The sequence below is a fragment of the Moraxella bovoculi genome (assembly GCF_000988745.2).
Classification (GTDB): domain Bacteria; phylum Pseudomonadota; class Gammaproteobacteria; order Pseudomonadales; family Moraxellaceae; genus Moraxella; species Moraxella bovoculi.
Window position 1 is genome coordinate 1,882,334 of sequence record NZ_CP011381.2, and the last position, 14,141, is coordinate 1,896,474.

Annotated in this window: 21 protein-coding genes and 1 pseudogene; 21 read left to right on the top strand and 1 reads right to left on the bottom strand. The window is 37.1% G+C overall.

All coding sequences use genetic code 11. From position 1 onward, the window contains the following. Window positions 1-297: 297 nt before the first annotated feature. Window positions 298-675 carry a helix-turn-helix domain-containing protein gene (locus AAX10_RS10560; RefSeq protein ID WP_335583250.1) on the bottom strand — a complete coding sequence of 126 codons (378 nt, stop codon included), beginning with the start codon at window positions 673-675 and terminating at the stop codon, window positions 298-300. Between AAX10_RS10560 and AAX10_RS10535 the strand changes: the two genes are divergently transcribed. The 21 genes and pseudogenes from AAX10_RS10535 (at window position 637) to AAX10_RS10670 (ending at window position 14,045) form a co-directional block, all read left to right on the top strand. Next, window positions 637-765: a hypothetical protein gene (locus tag AAX10_RS10535; RefSeq protein WP_257791639.1), complete on the top strand. Its 129-nt coding sequence runs from the start codon at window positions 637-639 to the stop codon at window positions 763-765. The genes AAX10_RS10560 and AAX10_RS10535 overlap by 39 nt on opposite strands. Window positions 766-941: 176 nt before the next feature. After that, window positions 942-2,774, top strand: a complete 1,833-nt coding sequence (locus tag AAX10_RS08705) for a DUF637 domain-containing protein (RefSeq protein ID WP_080947135.1) — start codon at window positions 942-944, stop codon at window positions 2,772-2,774. After that, a complete protein-coding gene (locus tag AAX10_RS10385; protein WP_226997768.1) occupies window positions 2,771-2,938 on the top strand; it encodes a barstar family protein in 168 nt (55 codons plus the stop codon). The genes AAX10_RS08705 and AAX10_RS10385 overlap by 4 nt, the downstream gene beginning before the upstream one ends. Before the next feature lie 428 nt (window positions 2,939-3,366). Continuing rightward, window positions 3,367-4,044, top strand: coding sequence for a hypothetical protein (locus AAX10_RS08720; protein WP_046698690.1), 678 nt, complete (start codon window positions 3,367-3,369; stop codon window positions 4,042-4,044). A gap of 30 nt (window positions 4,045-4,074) precedes the next feature. Beyond that, on the top strand, window positions 4,075-4,959 hold the full coding sequence (locus AAX10_RS08725; RefSeq protein WP_046700390.1) for a hypothetical protein: 885 nt from the start codon (window positions 4,075-4,077) through the stop codon (window positions 4,957-4,959). Next, window positions 4,931-5,281, top strand: coding sequence for a hypothetical protein (locus tag AAX10_RS10125; protein WP_158580358.1), 351 nt, complete (start codon window positions 4,931-4,933; stop codon window positions 5,279-5,281). Before AAX10_RS08725 ends, AAX10_RS10125 begins: the two co-directional genes overlap by 29 nt. After that, window positions 5,184-6,479 carry a DUF637 domain-containing protein gene (locus AAX10_RS08730; protein ID WP_158580360.1) on the top strand — a complete coding sequence of 432 codons (1,296 nt, stop codon included), beginning with the start codon at window positions 5,184-5,186 and terminating at the stop codon, window positions 6,477-6,479. The genes AAX10_RS10125 and AAX10_RS08730 overlap by 98 nt, the downstream gene beginning before the upstream one ends. 2 nt (window positions 6,480-6,481) lie before the next feature. Further along, the gene (locus AAX10_RS08735) at window positions 6,482-6,886 is read left to right on the top strand and encodes a hypothetical protein (protein ID WP_046700391.1); all 405 of its coding nucleotides are present in this window, start codon (window positions 6,482-6,484) and stop codon (window positions 6,884-6,886) included. Between the two features lie 133 nt (window positions 6,887-7,019). Continuing rightward, window positions 7,020-7,322: a hypothetical protein gene (locus AAX10_RS10390; RefSeq protein WP_226997769.1), complete on the top strand. Its 303-nt coding sequence runs from the start codon at window positions 7,020-7,022 to the stop codon at window positions 7,320-7,322. 26 nt (window positions 7,323-7,348) lie between these two features. Continuing rightward, window positions 7,349-7,588: a toxin C-terminal domain-containing protein gene (locus tag AAX10_RS10395; RefSeq protein WP_046698693.1), complete on the top strand. Its 240-nt coding sequence runs from the start codon at window positions 7,349-7,351 to the stop codon at window positions 7,586-7,588. A gap of 2 nt (window positions 7,589-7,590) precedes the next feature. After that, window positions 7,591-8,148: a hypothetical protein gene (locus AAX10_RS08745; RefSeq protein ID WP_046698694.1), complete on the top strand. Its 558-nt coding sequence runs from the start codon at window positions 7,591-7,593 to the stop codon at window positions 8,146-8,148. 175 nt (window positions 8,149-8,323) lie between these two features. Further along, the gene (locus AAX10_RS10565; protein WP_080947137.1) at window positions 8,324-9,331 is read left to right on the top strand and encodes a VENN motif pre-toxin domain-containing protein; all 1,008 of its coding nucleotides are present in this window, start codon (window positions 8,324-8,326) and stop codon (window positions 9,329-9,331) included. Next, on the top strand, window positions 9,328-9,816 hold the full coding sequence (locus AAX10_RS08755; protein ID WP_046700392.1) for a hypothetical protein: 489 nt from the start codon (window positions 9,328-9,330) through the stop codon (window positions 9,814-9,816). Before AAX10_RS10565 ends, AAX10_RS08755 begins: the two co-directional genes overlap by 4 nt. A 48-nt stretch (window positions 9,817-9,864) precedes the next feature. Further along, on the top strand, window positions 9,865-10,056 hold the full coding sequence (locus AAX10_RS10655) for a GH-E family nuclease (protein ID WP_080947138.1): 192 nt from the start codon (window positions 9,865-9,867) through the stop codon (window positions 10,054-10,056). Continuing rightward, window positions 10,056-10,595, top strand: coding sequence for an ankyrin repeat domain-containing protein (locus tag AAX10_RS08765; protein WP_046700700.1), 540 nt, complete (start codon window positions 10,056-10,058; stop codon window positions 10,593-10,595). Before AAX10_RS10655 ends, AAX10_RS08765 begins: the two co-directional genes overlap by 1 nt. Before the next feature lie 443 nt (window positions 10,596-11,038). Then, window positions 11,039-11,323: an ankyrin repeat domain-containing protein gene (locus tag AAX10_RS10400; RefSeq protein ID WP_046700393.1), complete on the top strand. Its 285-nt coding sequence runs from the start codon at window positions 11,039-11,041 to the stop codon at window positions 11,321-11,323. A gap of 36 nt (window positions 11,324-11,359) precedes the next feature. Continuing rightward, window positions 11,360-11,462, top strand: a pseudogene (locus AAX10_RS10700) (VENN motif pre-toxin domain-containing protein); the annotation flags it as partial. Between the two features lie 597 nt (window positions 11,463-12,059). Further along, on the top strand, window positions 12,060-12,278 hold the full coding sequence (locus tag AAX10_RS10665; protein ID WP_081261264.1) for a CPCC family cysteine-rich protein: 219 nt from the start codon (window positions 12,060-12,062) through the stop codon (window positions 12,276-12,278). Window positions 12,279-12,520: 242 nt separating this feature from the next. After that, a complete protein-coding gene (locus AAX10_RS08785) occupies window positions 12,521-12,880 on the top strand; it encodes a hypothetical protein (RefSeq protein WP_046698696.1) in 360 nt (119 codons plus the stop codon). 159 nt (window positions 12,881-13,039) lie between these two features. Then, a complete protein-coding gene (locus AAX10_RS08790) occupies window positions 13,040-13,873 on the top strand; it encodes a polymorphic toxin-type HINT domain-containing protein (protein ID WP_149038883.1) in 834 nt (277 codons plus the stop codon). Beyond that, entirely contained in the window at window positions 13,866-14,045 is a 180-nt protein-coding gene (locus tag AAX10_RS10670; RefSeq protein ID WP_158580362.1) for a toxin C-terminal domain-containing protein, read from the top strand. The genes AAX10_RS08790 and AAX10_RS10670 overlap by 8 nt, the downstream gene beginning before the upstream one ends. The last annotated feature ends 96 nt before the right edge of the window (window positions 14,046-14,141 follow it).

A 14,141-nucleotide genomic window follows, 5' to 3' on the forward strand; every position in this document is an offset into this window, starting at 1 on the left:
ATTTAAGGTAATTTTGGTGTCTGACATTGCCAAGGTTGGGGTCGCGAGTTCGAATCTCGTTTCCCGCTCCAGTTTTTAAAAAGCCTAAATCGAAAGATTTAGGCTTTTTTATTGTTTTAAATTCAATGGGTTATAATAAAAATTTATTTATAAAAAATTACTCAGGGAAAGAGAGGCGATTCGTGCTTAGAGCTTTGCGTGACCAAAACGTGACCAAAACGTGACCATCGTGAAAATTTCATATTTTTTAAAAAGCCTGAATTGACACCAACCCCCATTTTTCATTTCGCCTATTTTTTATTCATTTTCATCATCCTTTTCATAGATAATGATGTCTCCTGGTGTGCAGTCTAACAATTTGCAAAGCTCATTCAGAGATTCAAAATCTATACGAGTCACTTCGTTGTTGTACATTCTATACAATGTAGATCGTCCTAATTTTGACATTCGATCTGCATCGGCTACTCGTATGCCTTTTTGGGCAAATAAAACTGGTAAATTGAGCTTAATCATCAAAAAAAATCCCATAAATGATAAAAAAATACTTTCAAATGATAATTTTATAAGATAAAATATGCTCATTAGTGATAACAAAGATATTACTAATGAAAACTTTATCTTAAATGGAGAGTCATTATGACACAAACCTACCTCACAACTCAAGAGCTTTCCCATCGCATCAAGTATGATGAGAGAACCATTCGTAACCAATTAAAAGACAGTGTTTTGCTTGAAGGTGTGCATTTGAAGCCAAAGGCGGTCTAAATGTCCAAATCCCCATATCTGAAAAGGATGCTCAAAAAAGACAGCTCAAAGATGAAATCATCACCCTTGCCAGTCAATCAGAGTATAGCTATCTAAACGAACTCATCAACCGTGATGACATCAACTGGCAACAAGTCATCTTAAGTAACGATGAATGGAACTACAAACAACAAGGCTTGACACCTGCTGGAGCAGCCATTGTGGCGATTGCAGTGGCTTATGCGACAGGTGGTCTTGGGTCAAAACTTTCGGCATCTATTGTGAGTTCAGCAACTAATGCTGGCATCGCTGCTAGCACAGCAGGTACTTTGGGGGCGATGAGCTCTGCTGCATTTGGATCACTGGTCAGCACAGCCAGTATCAGTCTTATCAACAATCAAGGAGATATTAAGGCAACATTAAAAGAGCTTGGTAGTAAACAAAACATCAAGCAACTGACCTTTGCCATTGCCAGCGCTGGGATTGGTAGCAAAATCAACCAAACACTCTCAAAAAGTCTTGGTGTGGGTGATATAGCCAACTCCCACAATTTTAGCCATAAAATCAGCAAAGGTATCGCCAACGCCACTTCAACTGCGCTGCTTGAAAGTGCCATATATGGTACCAGTCTTGAAAAGTCATTAATTAAAAATCTGCGTGGTGAAGTTGCCAATGCTGTCGCCAGTGAGATCTTTACCGATTATGTCAAACCACTGGACAAAGATACCCTAATAGATAACATTACCCATAAACTTGCCGCAGGCTTAACAGGCTGCCTCTCCGCCAAAGCGGCAGGAAATCGTTGTGAAGCGGGCAGCATCGGTGCTGTCGTTGGTGAGATGTGGGGTGATTATCAAGTAGATGACCCAAACACCCTAACCCAAGCACAAAAAGACAAACTCATCAGCCAAGCCAAACTGATTGCAGGCATCGCTGCCGCTTATGCTGGAGAAGATGTCAATGTGGCTGCTGGTGTGGCAGCGGAGGCGGTTCAAAATAATGCTTTAACCCAACGAAACTTCAACAAACTTTACAATCTCTACGAAAAAATTCAGGGACGAGGCAAAAATATTCTCGGACAATATAAAATGACTTTGGCTGAGGCTGAAGAATTAACCAATTTAGTTATTTTAGACCAAGTTGGAAATCAGTTAATAGATAAATACAGGCAAAATCCATCATCACTCAGCCATAGTGAACTGATGGCACTAGGAGACATACTAAACTACTATTATGCTGGTGGCAGTAGTTTATCACATATTCAGTCCATGCTCACAAATCATACCGGCTCCACCTTAAAGCCAAATGACTATCTGTTTAATAGGGGCACAGGTGGTGAACATGAAAAAATGTTTTGGAATGCTGCAACACAACGCAATATAAACAAGCAGGTTAGTGATGTTGCATCTTTAGGTGGTGATGCTGTATTTGCAGCTCCTGGAAAGGTAATGAATGTTGTTCGCATTGCCACAGGCAGCACTATGATAGCAAGCGGCATTCAGAGTGTTAAACAAGGAAAAACAGGACAAGGCTCTTTTCAGGTTGTGGCTGGAACTTTAATGTTTGTGCCAATTGGTAAAAAAGCAACCCCTACCAATCAACTAAGTTTATCTGGCACTGTTAGCCATGTAAATGGGTATGCTACCAGCTCTTATAGTGGCGTGAGGCTAAATTTGGATCTTAGAACTACTGAAGCAGCAAACTCTCTTATTGAGAGCTTGCGCTCAAATGGAAGGTTGCCTAGTCATTACATTACAAAAATTGAGGCGGGGAAAAATGGATGGCAAACAGGAAAGGCTTTAAATAGCACAAACCCAGGTAAGCAAATTGGAGGAGATATCTTTTGGAATACTCCCAGTGTTGTACCTAATGCACCTAGGAGAATCTGGTATGAGGCGGATGTTGGTCTTAAAAATACCATATCCAGATCAAAACAACCAGGTACAAGACTCTTGTATTCAAACGATGGTTTGTTATATATTACAACAGACCATTATCAATCTGTAACTTTTATAGGGAGATGGAAATGAATCAAATTATGATTGATGGCAATATTGTTAAAACTGAAAAAGATTTTCATAGAACCTTAGCAATTCAGTGTGATGTAACAGAGTTTTATGGGCATAATCTTAATGCTCTTTGGGATTTGCTTTCTGGGGGGGGTGGAAAGACCGGTTTGTATTATTTGGAATAATTCTGAAAATTCAAAAAAATTCATGGGCGCGTCAGTATTCTACCAAATCATTAATGTCTTACAAAGAGTTAAGGAGCAAGATGAGAGTTTTGGCCGGGCAGATCGTTTTGATTATATAATAAAATAGACTTCAGGCTAATTATAGCTCATAAGACAAACAGCGATAGTGTAACCTAGAATTATGATGTAACTCATTGAATTTATTGGGTTTTGCACCTCAACCCAACCTACCGAGCTGCTTCATTGAATGCAAAAGGTCGAATTAATAATAAATTTGTCAATCAAGCAATAAAAGAGGCAGAATCAAAAGGTTTTAAGGTATCAAAAAACCAGTACAGAACAATGGTTTTAGTCAAAGCGACGGCAATCCAATAAAATCAGAAAGTTTTATTGAAATAACCATAACGAAAAAATAAGAGGTGCTATTTATGATATATAATTATGACTTAACAGGAATCGATGATTGTTTTTTTTCACCAGACTACGGTATTATTAAGAACTACTTATCATTGAAATTATATGATAAAAAAGTTTCTATTGGTGTTGAAAATATGGAAATTTATATTTCTGACCCTGATATTTTGGATAATCATAAGATGAACTATCCAGATAGTATATTATCAAAAATAGACTGCCGAGATGATTGTTGGTGCTTTTTAAAAAATCTACTCATTGATTTTTGCGAGGTAAAAATGATATCTATAGAAATCATGATTGATGATAAAGAATATTACCATACCGTAGGTAATTTTTCTATTGGTGATAAAGCATTTTTTATGCATGGATATAGTTCTAATTATACGAAAGCAAAGTTAAGAATATTTATCGTGTATTCAAGTAAAATGGAAATATCATTTCAAGAGAATGATATTATTCCAATCACTTTGAATTTTGAAGAGTTTCTAACAAAAAAAGAAATTGAAAATATAAATGAAGAGATACGGCTTAGTATCCAATCTCAAGACATTGATTTTAGTATTATAAATAGCATTAAATCTGCTTTTTTTGATGTTGACTACTTCTTAAATTATTTTAAAGACGGTTTTGCAATAAAAGATTATTATGAAAATAAAGATATAGATAAAATTTATTCATTTTCATTATAAATCATCTCAAAAATTGATGATGCTTATGCATTGCATAAAAATTATCAGCCAAGCACCATCACAGCCAAAGATGGTATTGTCATCCAAGCCATTAGCAATCCCCAAACAGGAAACCCTTCATCACAGCCAGCATCAGACAGCAACATCTTACTGATAGGCGGCACTTATCAAGCAGGCGATGCTGGCATTACCATCCAAAGTGTTGGCAGTACCATTCTGCAAGCTGGTCAAGACAGTATCTATGATAAAGAAACCAACACTTTCAAGAAAAAAAGCTGGGGTGGTGTCAAAAAGAAAGTGACTGTCACAACGACCACGGAGCAAATCGCCGATAGCGAGGCAGTCAAGCTAAACGCCAATGCCATCTCAGTGCAGGCGAATGATAATCTATATGCCTATGCTACTGAATTTAATGCACCAGCAGGTCAAATTCAGCTTAAGGCTGGCGAAGCTTTGGGTCTTTATGCTGTACAGGAAGTGGATGTCAAAGAAGTGGAGTCTAAAACGACTTCTAGCTTTGCTGGCATCAAATACAGAAAAGTCAATACCAAAGACAGCAAGCAAATCATCAGCGAGCTGCCAACCAGCCTGATTGCTAACTATAGTCAAAGTGGGTCAGGAGGCAATACCCAGCTACAAGGCACCCGCTTTACCAATCTACAAGGGGCAAGCATCACGGCTGGTGTAGGTGATAAAGCAGTGGCTGATGCTAGGATCATCCTAGACACCATCAGCACAACCGTCAGTGTCAGTCAATCTCGCCAATTTGAAAATCTAGTCTGGCAGTCCATTTCAGAGTCGGGTTATATCAATGAAGATGCCAAGTTGCCCTCATTCATTGGTGTTACCCCCCACTCTCAATGCCACAGGCGGTCTGGCTGTACAAGTGCCCATCAACAAAGACGACCCGGATGACAAAGACCATCTGGTCAATGTCCTGACACGACTAAGCCACGACCCAGGCTTTGACTACCTAAGTGACATCATTCAGCGTGATGATGTGGACTTCACCGCCATTAGACTTGCCCAAGAAGAATGGGACTACAAAAAAGAAGGACTCTCCCCAGCAGGAGCAGCGCTACTGGCGATTGCTTTATCGATGGCAACCGGCTGGTGGCGGTGTGTCTGTGCTAAGCTCGATGGGCGTATCTGTCACAGCAGGTTCTGCGACAGCAGCGATGGCAAATGCTGCCTTCACCTCCTTAGTCACCCAAGCAGGTACTACCCTAGTCAATAACAAAGGCGATGTCAATAAAACACTCAAAGACCTAGGCAAATCACAAACTGCCAAAAACATGGCAAGAGCCGTGCTGACAGCTGGGGCAACTGCCAGTCTGGATAAATTCTTAGCTCAGACTCTGCAAGTAGATACCTCAACCACTGCCACCATTGGTGATAAATTCACTCGTGCCTTTGTACAAGGTGCAGGTCACGCTCTGACAGATAGCTTAATCTATGGCGAAAGCCTAGAAGAGTCCCTAAAAAGACATCTGACCAATCAACTGGTTGATACCGCAGCAGCTGGTATTTATACTCATGGTGTCAAACCACTGGACTTCAATGATACAGAGTTTATCACTAATGTCGCTCATAAACTTGCCGCTGGCATGACAGGCTGTCTATCTGCCAAAGCCAAAGACCAGTCTTGCGAGGCAGCGGCTGTTGGTTCTATCATAGGTGAGATGGTGGGTGATTGGATGAGCAATGCTCATGAAGTTACCCTACCTGATGGTGAAAAAATTCTTATCCTAAGTGATGAAGATAAACAAAAAATCCTAAACACCGCCAAACTCACCGCAGGCTCTGTGGCTCTACTCTATGACTTTGATGTGGATACCGCAGCGAATGAAGCTGGGGTGTCGGTGGAGAATAATGCTATCCATAAAATTAATGAAAAAGGGCATTGGATAGTTTGTTATGAAGTATTTGGGTTGACTTGCGAATTAAGAGATGGGGAGCGTTATGCTACAGATAAAGAAATTGCAGAGCATGCGTTGAATTTTGTGAATAATTTAACGCCAGCTGGTCGAAAGTCTGGCAAAATTCAATCCACTTCTAGTTCAAGCTCTACATCAAAGCCTGCCAATACTGCAACAAGTGAAAATATTGTTAGAATATCCAATATTCCAGATTTTAAATTTGAAAACAAACAACTTGGAAAAAAACTTGGTAAACATGTCAGTGATTTTGGTGGAGATCCATCAAAATCTGAAGATAGAGCTATGGTTGTTCGGATAATTAATGATATAGCTCTAAAACCAGAGATGGTTGTCTTGGGTGATTTTGCAGGTCAGGGCTCTAATGGGTCGAGGGGCAATGTTCATTTTAGAATCAAGGGCAATGATGTTGTAGTTACAAAAACAGATGGTACTTTTGTTACTATTTTAAAAAATGGCATCAATAATACATCCTTAAAAAAAGCTTTGGGTAAGTAATTATGGTAGATGTGAAACAAATTATTGGAAAAACATTGAAAAATGTAATGGCAAGTATTTACTTTGTGGATAGTTATCAACAAGAAATTTTTATGGAGGACATTGTGGATATTTGCCTCATAATTGATGATGCTGCCATAACAGTGTCCTGCAATGAAGATGGCGAGTCTTTGGATATAACAGCAGGCAATTGTTTGCAGAAAGTTGATATGGGTGATTACGGTGTGATAAAAATAAAAGATATGTTTGATTTTTTAAACTTAAAAGACTCAACATGTATTTATGACGCACGCATGATTATTGATGAAAATCTTATCAAGATAGGACTTGAGTTAAGCCTTGATACATGTAAAATAATCATTAAAAATGAAGGAGATCAGATGGTCATACGCAAGTATGATGTATGATAGTTCGTAGGCTTAGGTTAGCGACAGCATAACCCAGAATTATGTCATAACTCATTGATTTTGTTATATTTTGTGTCTCAACACAACCTACGGCTTCATCGCAAGCTCTATTGTCCTACTCTATGACTTTGATGTGGATACCACAGCAAATGAAGCTGGGGTGGCGGTGGAGAATAATAGCTTAAGAGCTGTTGTTCAGACTGTCAAAATAGCAGGAAAGCTCGTCAAAGTTGCTGTAAAGAATAGCAAGGTTACAATTAAAGACCTTAAAGATGTGTTAAGAAAAGAAGGTTTTGATCTTGTTGATGATTTAATTACTTTAGCAGATGGTCAATTGACATTTGATGATGCAAAAGCCATTATTGATTTGGTTGGGGGTACGAATTTAAACAATCGTCAAGAAAAAATTGATATGATTGTTAAAAAAGAGGTTTAAATACAAATCCTTACTCGTTTAGTGATTTGGAAAAAATTGCTTCTAAATTTGGATATGAAAGTAAAACAATTGGTGGAGTTAAGTTATTTTATAACAAAAAAGGAAACCCTAAACACCTTATACGTTCAAATACAAGCCATAGTGGGGATATTTTTAAGGGAGTAAACGATGAAAGATCAGCAATAAATATAGCATCTAGAGGCAGTAGTAAGACTGGTGAAAGATTGGGTAGTTATAATATCCATTTAGAAAGAGTAGGAGATTAGCAGTGTTTAATTTTTATAACATATCTAGATTTAAACCTGATTATAACTTCTCAGGCAAGGTTTGGAATGACATTTCTGATGTTATAAAATGCAAAAATGACGATATACTAAGTCACTATTTGTGGTTAGAAAAGCAACACGTAAAATTTATTAATATGTTTATAAATTATTTCTCAGTAGATAGATTAGGATATGCAATATTTCTTGAAGACTTGAAAAAAATCTCTAGTGACTATTTTTTCGATATGGAAGAACCTATAGAAAGAATCAATAATTTAAGTCGTTATAATTTAAAAATATTAAATACAAATGATTTGAATTTTTTATTAAAGTCTTGGGTTCGTGGTTTATGTTATTTGCATTTTTTTGATACCTTGACAGGTAGTTTTATAAGGAAGACGGATGATTTTAATTTTCTATTAATGTTACATAAAAATTATAATATTGACGAAATTTTTAAACCTACAAAAGGAGTATTTGTTTCCGTCGATATGGATATAATTAGTTATGACGCTGTTTTAATGCCAAAAAATTATGGTGAATTTTTGTTAAAAATTTAATGTTAAAACCCTTAGTCTAAGCTAATAGCAGCACAATTCAGAATTTATGGAAAAATGTTTTGAAATTTTTGGTTTTTGTAAGAATGGCTCAACCTAAAGCCTAACAAGCTGTCTATCTGCCAAAGCGGCAGGAAATCGTTGTGAAGCAGGCAGCATCGGCGCTGTCGTTGGTGAGATGTGGGGTGATTATCAAGTAGATGACCCAAACACCCTAACCCAAGCACAAAAAGACAAACTCATCAATCAAGCCAAACTGATTGCAGGCATCACCGCTGCCTTTGCTGGTGAAGATGTCAATGTGGCTGCTGGTGTGGCAGCGGAGGCGGTTCAAAATAATGCTTTTGCAGAGATGTATCCCAATGAATGGGATGAAATCGTAAATGATACTGACGGCTCTTACAGTCTTGAGTTGTATGAAGCCATCAGTCGTAACAAGCAGTACATCTTAATCGGTACTAGCTTTATTCCCATTGTCGGTGACATACAAGGCTTTGCAGAGGCTCAAACTGCTGGTGATTATGTTTTTGCAACCATAGGTCTTATACCTGGTTTGGGGGATGTAGCTCAAAAAGCTCATAAAGCAAAAAAAGCTTATGATACTGCCAAATCCGCCAATGATGTGAAGGGCATGAAAAGTGCCATTCAAGAGGGTGTGGATGTTTTAAAGGCAGAAGGAAGAGCGACAAAAATTAATGGTGCTCAGGTTACTAAAAAATTGGAGCGTGGAGAGATAACTCCTACTGGCACATTACCATCACCAAAAAAAGCAAGTGAGCGACGAAGTAGTCCAGGAAAAGCATTTTCATCAACGAGTTTGCAAGAATTAAAAATCGGAGAGAGTTTGTTTAAAGGTGGCAACTCCGCTCCCGTGCCAAAACAAGTAGCTGATAAATTATCAGGGAGAAGTTTTAGCAATTTTGATGAATTTAGAAGTACTTTTTGGAAAGAAATGGCTAATGACCCTGCAGTTGCTCAAAATTTTAACCCACAAAATCTAGCCCTTATGAGACGAGGTAATGCTCCAATTGCTCCAAAATCTCAGTATAATGGCAATAACAAAAGATATGAGTTAGACCATAACATAGAAATCAGAGATGGTGGTACAATTTACAATCTTGATAATATTATTATCAGAACTCCCAAAGATCATGCTGATAAAACAAGTAAGAGAGGTAAAAAATGAGCAATCTAAATGCAGAAAAAATCATCAAAGCAAAGTCTTTAATACAAGAATTGTTAAATGCTGAAAGTTCAGAAGACAGAGAGAATGATATTATGCTTGAATTGGATGACATATTGCCAGACCCAAAATGGGGTGACTATATCTTCTGGACTAACGACTATTGCACAAAAGAAAATGGACTAGATTATGAAAAATTTTTCCAAAAAATAGAAGAATACGAACTTTCTGATGAGTATAAGAAAAATAAATATATTATCTCGTTGGTCAATGATTTATTAAATAAAAATTTTAACAACAAATTGGAAATGGATATTGTTAATGAGCTTCGCAAGTTAATCCCAAATGAAGATTGGACTGATTGCCTATTTGTCAGCAAATCTTGTTTTTTGGAAAATGGACAGCTTGATGAAAAAGAATTTTTGAAATCCATGGGATTGATTGAGTTTGATGAATCTAACTTAGTATTCCATTTTGAGCACAATTAAGTTTGATATACTCGCAGGCTGTAGATTTTTGATAAATACAGATGATTAGTGTTAGTTGCAGAGCAAACAGGTCTGACCCAAACTCAATTTAATGACTTTATTAATTCTCGTCCTGATTATTTCAGACTTGAAAACGCATCGGATAATATGAGTCATCGCAATGAGAAACCTGGCAGCGATGATTTGGGTGAAATCATTAGACATATGAATCAATTTAAACGCAAAAGAGGTATTAGATGATGAGTTATGATATGAGCGGTGTGGAGATTTTAGATGCATTATGTTTAGGCAATATTACTCTTGCTGAAAATTTATTAAAACAACACCCCCAACACAACTTATCCACTGTCAATAGAGATAAAAAAAATTGGCTTCACAAAGTCACGGATTCTATGAATCCTGATGAGCCACCACCTGTCACCATCAGCTATCTTATCAACCAAGGTATTCCTATCAACGCCCAAGATGTTTATGGTATGACCCCATTACACTATGCCATGCGGTCAAAGAATGCTGATGCTGCTATCGCCTTGCTGGAGGCAGGGGCTGACCCTAATATTCCTAATAAAGATGGATTGAGACCTTTATCCATGGTTGGCTATACCAAAGATAGGTTGGATGTACTTGAACTGATGCTCAAAAAAGGTGGCAATGTTCATAACATTATGGGCGATGGCTCTAATAGAACCATTTTGGAAAGTTGGTTGCCAACAGAAAATGAAGAGCAATGGGTGTTTGATATCTATAATTTAATGAAAAAATATGCTCAAAATTTTTAGCAGCTGAGCAAACAGGTCTGACCCAAGCTCAATTTAATGGCTTTGTTAATTCTCGTCCTGATTATTTCAGACTTGAAAACGCATCGGATAATATGGGTCATTACAATGAGAAACCTGGCAATGGTGATTTACAAGACATCATCAATGATATCAATGAATTTAAACGCAAAAGAGGTATTAGATAATGAATTATGATAAAGATATTGAATTTCAGGGCGCTGAAATTTTATCGTTCTTGAAAAAGGGTATGATTGAAGATGCTTTAATTTTATTTGATAAATTCAAAAAAAAATCATTGTATTTTTGATATTTCAGAAAGCTCAAAATGGAACTGGCTTCATCAAATTTTACTAAGTCCTAGTTCTGATAGTTACAAGACTAGCTTATCAGTGAAATAACTCATCAACCAAGGCATTCCTATCAGCGCCCAAGATGTTTATGGTATGACCCCATTACACTATGCCATGCGGTCAAAGAATGCTGATGGTGCTATCGCCTTGCTGGAGGCAGGGGCTGACCCTAATATTCCTAATAGAGACAATGTCATACCCTTGGCAATGATAGGTATGATACCAAAGCGATTAGATGTACTTGAACTGATGCTCAAAAAAGGTGGCAATGTTCATTTTTATAATGGTCATTATGAAGTGTTACAATTATTAGAGTTGTTTTGGAGTCATGATAAAGATTATATCCCTGTTATTGAAATGGTGAAACAGTACGCTTAAAAACCTTTTAAAGCCTAATACACAAACACCCATACCCTAAATACTGTCAAACTGATTGCAGGCATCACCGCTGCCTTTGCTGGTGAAGATGTGAATGTTGCTGCTGATATGGCTGCGGAGGCGGTGAGGTGGAATGCTGCGTGGTCAAAAACTGCTGCATCTAATATCTATAAAAGACAACGAGAAGAATGTCAATCCTTAGGCATACCTTCAAATCAATGTGGTCAATATCACGGTGAAAAAAGTCTTAAAATACTTAAAGAAGTAGGTCTATTTATTGTACCAACCACCCCAGAAGAAGTTGCTATTGCGGTTGTAACAGGTGGTGCTGGCGGATATGTCATTAAAGCTGGTGGCAAAGTAATTAGCAAGGTCTTTAAAAGTAAAGATGAAGCTCAAAGGGTGTTGGGGGAGGCTAGGAGAATTGAGAATAATGTTTATAGGGACGATAGTTATGGTTATACTTGGTCGCAAGGAAAACCACGAGATTTTAATCAAAATTTAACTATTCATTGGAATAAACACAAAAGTGAATTTCCTGAATTAAGATTTCAGAATGACTATTATAGATTTGCAAGAGATTTTGTGGAAAATCCACCTGCTGGAACCTTAACAAAAACTAGATCTAATGGGGATGTTCTTTTTTATCAACCATCTACGAATACTTTTGCTATCAAAGATAAAAATGGTAATATTAAGACAATGTTTAAGCCAAAAGATAAGGAGAAATATTGGAATGCTCAATAAGATAACATTTATTAATGATGATGAATTTTTATGTCCGTGTTGTAATCAAACAAAATTTCATCAAGATGAAGAATTTGATATATGCCCAATATGTTTATGGCAATATGATAAAATTCAAATAATAGACCCAGATTACTGTGGCGGTGCTAATGGACTATCTATTGAAGAATATAGAAAAAATTATTTATTACAAAAAGGTAAAAGGTGATTGAACATGCCTACACTAAGAAAAATTTCCGGCAGTGTTTAAATAGTAAGTTTTCGATACTCTAAGGCTTTAATAGATAGTATGAATATTGTAAAATCGGATTCAACACGAAATTACTCATCCTGACCCCAATAAAGCTAAGAATGGTATGTGGTATGGAAAAACACCTTTAGGGGTTGCCGTTGAAGGGTTTCTAACTCCAAAAACCACAGTTTACCCTTTGTACAATAAATAGGTTTTATATGAACTTAAAATTTTATTATTATTTGTTTAATGATGAATTATTTCCCACAGTTGAAATTGATGATTTTGATATATTAGCAATGTATTTATTGGATCATGGTGGTTGTTTTACATCACATATGGATTTTTTTGAAGAATGTATTTACAATGCAAAAAACAATATAGAGTTTGATATGAGTAGCAACTCGTATGGAGTGATAAAAAATAATAATAATTTAGTAATATATTTTATCCATGATGAAGATAAAAGTGTATCAATAACATTAAAAAATTTTATAGCTATACTTCAGTTATGGGTTGATTTTTTAAGGAAAAATCCCTCTCTCAATTACAAAGAATGCCACACCATTAAGGGGTAATAAACAATCTTATTCGCGCAATATCTGAGCTCGTAAGCTGGGTTGAACGAATGTAAAACACAACATTCCAAACTAAGCCTTGAGTCTGTTGAGCTCGTAGGCTGGGTTGGCGATAGCATGACCCAGAATTATGTCATAACTCATTGATTTTGTTATATTTTGTGTCTCAACACAACCTACGGCTTCATCGCAAGCTCTATTGTCCTACTCTATGACTTTGATGTGGATACCGCAGCGAGTGAAGCTGGGGTGGCGGTGGAGAATAATGCTGTTTGGGCTGCCATTCCTGCAATCATCTATGTATTAGATAAGGCATACACCGCCTATCAAGTCTATCAAGATATACAAGATTTAAAGTCAGGCAAAAAGACCGTTGAACAGCTGGCTCAAGAAAAAGGTGAGTCTTATATTACTCAAGCTATTGCGGGTAATATTGGCAAGTATGGCTATAAGATTGTTAAATCAGGCAGTCGTAGAATTGTTCAGGCTGTTAAGAAAAGCTGCTCATTTCATGGCAGTACTCTAATCTCAACCATGAACGGATACAAACCAATATCATCCATCAAGATTGGGGATTATGTTTGGTCTCGTGATGAATATACGGGCAAGTACAGCTACCAGCCTGTCACCAATTGGTATCACAATCAGTATCAAGAAACTGTATATATTACCATTGTTGATTCACAAGGAAATGAACAAACCATAATATCAAATGCCATCCACCCATTCTTTGCAAAAGTACCTTATGGTACAATAACTCCACCATCATCAGAAGGTCATCGGTATGAAGGCGAGATTGAGCATGGTGTCTGGGTGGATGCCAGCAATCTACAATCAGGTTATCAATTATTATCCGAAGATGACTCATGGCAAACGGTCAAATCCGTCAGAATCGCCCAAGAAGATTTAACCGCCTACAACCTAACCATCAACAACACCCCATACCTACTTTGTCTCAGCACAAGGCAGTCAGTATGGGGTGTGGGTGCATAATGATTGTAGATATTTTGCCACAACCAGAGAAGCAACTGTCGCCGCACAAGCCTTAGGATATAGAAGAGTCAGTCAGTACCCCTTTAATAGTCATGGGCAGCCAGTCTATAAAAGAGGCAATCGATATATTACACCAGATGTTGATCGGCATGAAGGTGTATTATCTATTTAAAAACCGCTTTGGTGATGGTCAAGGCGGTTTTTTTATTGTTATAATATAAAAAAAATATGTTATAATATAAAAATTCAAGAATGACATTTTGAGATT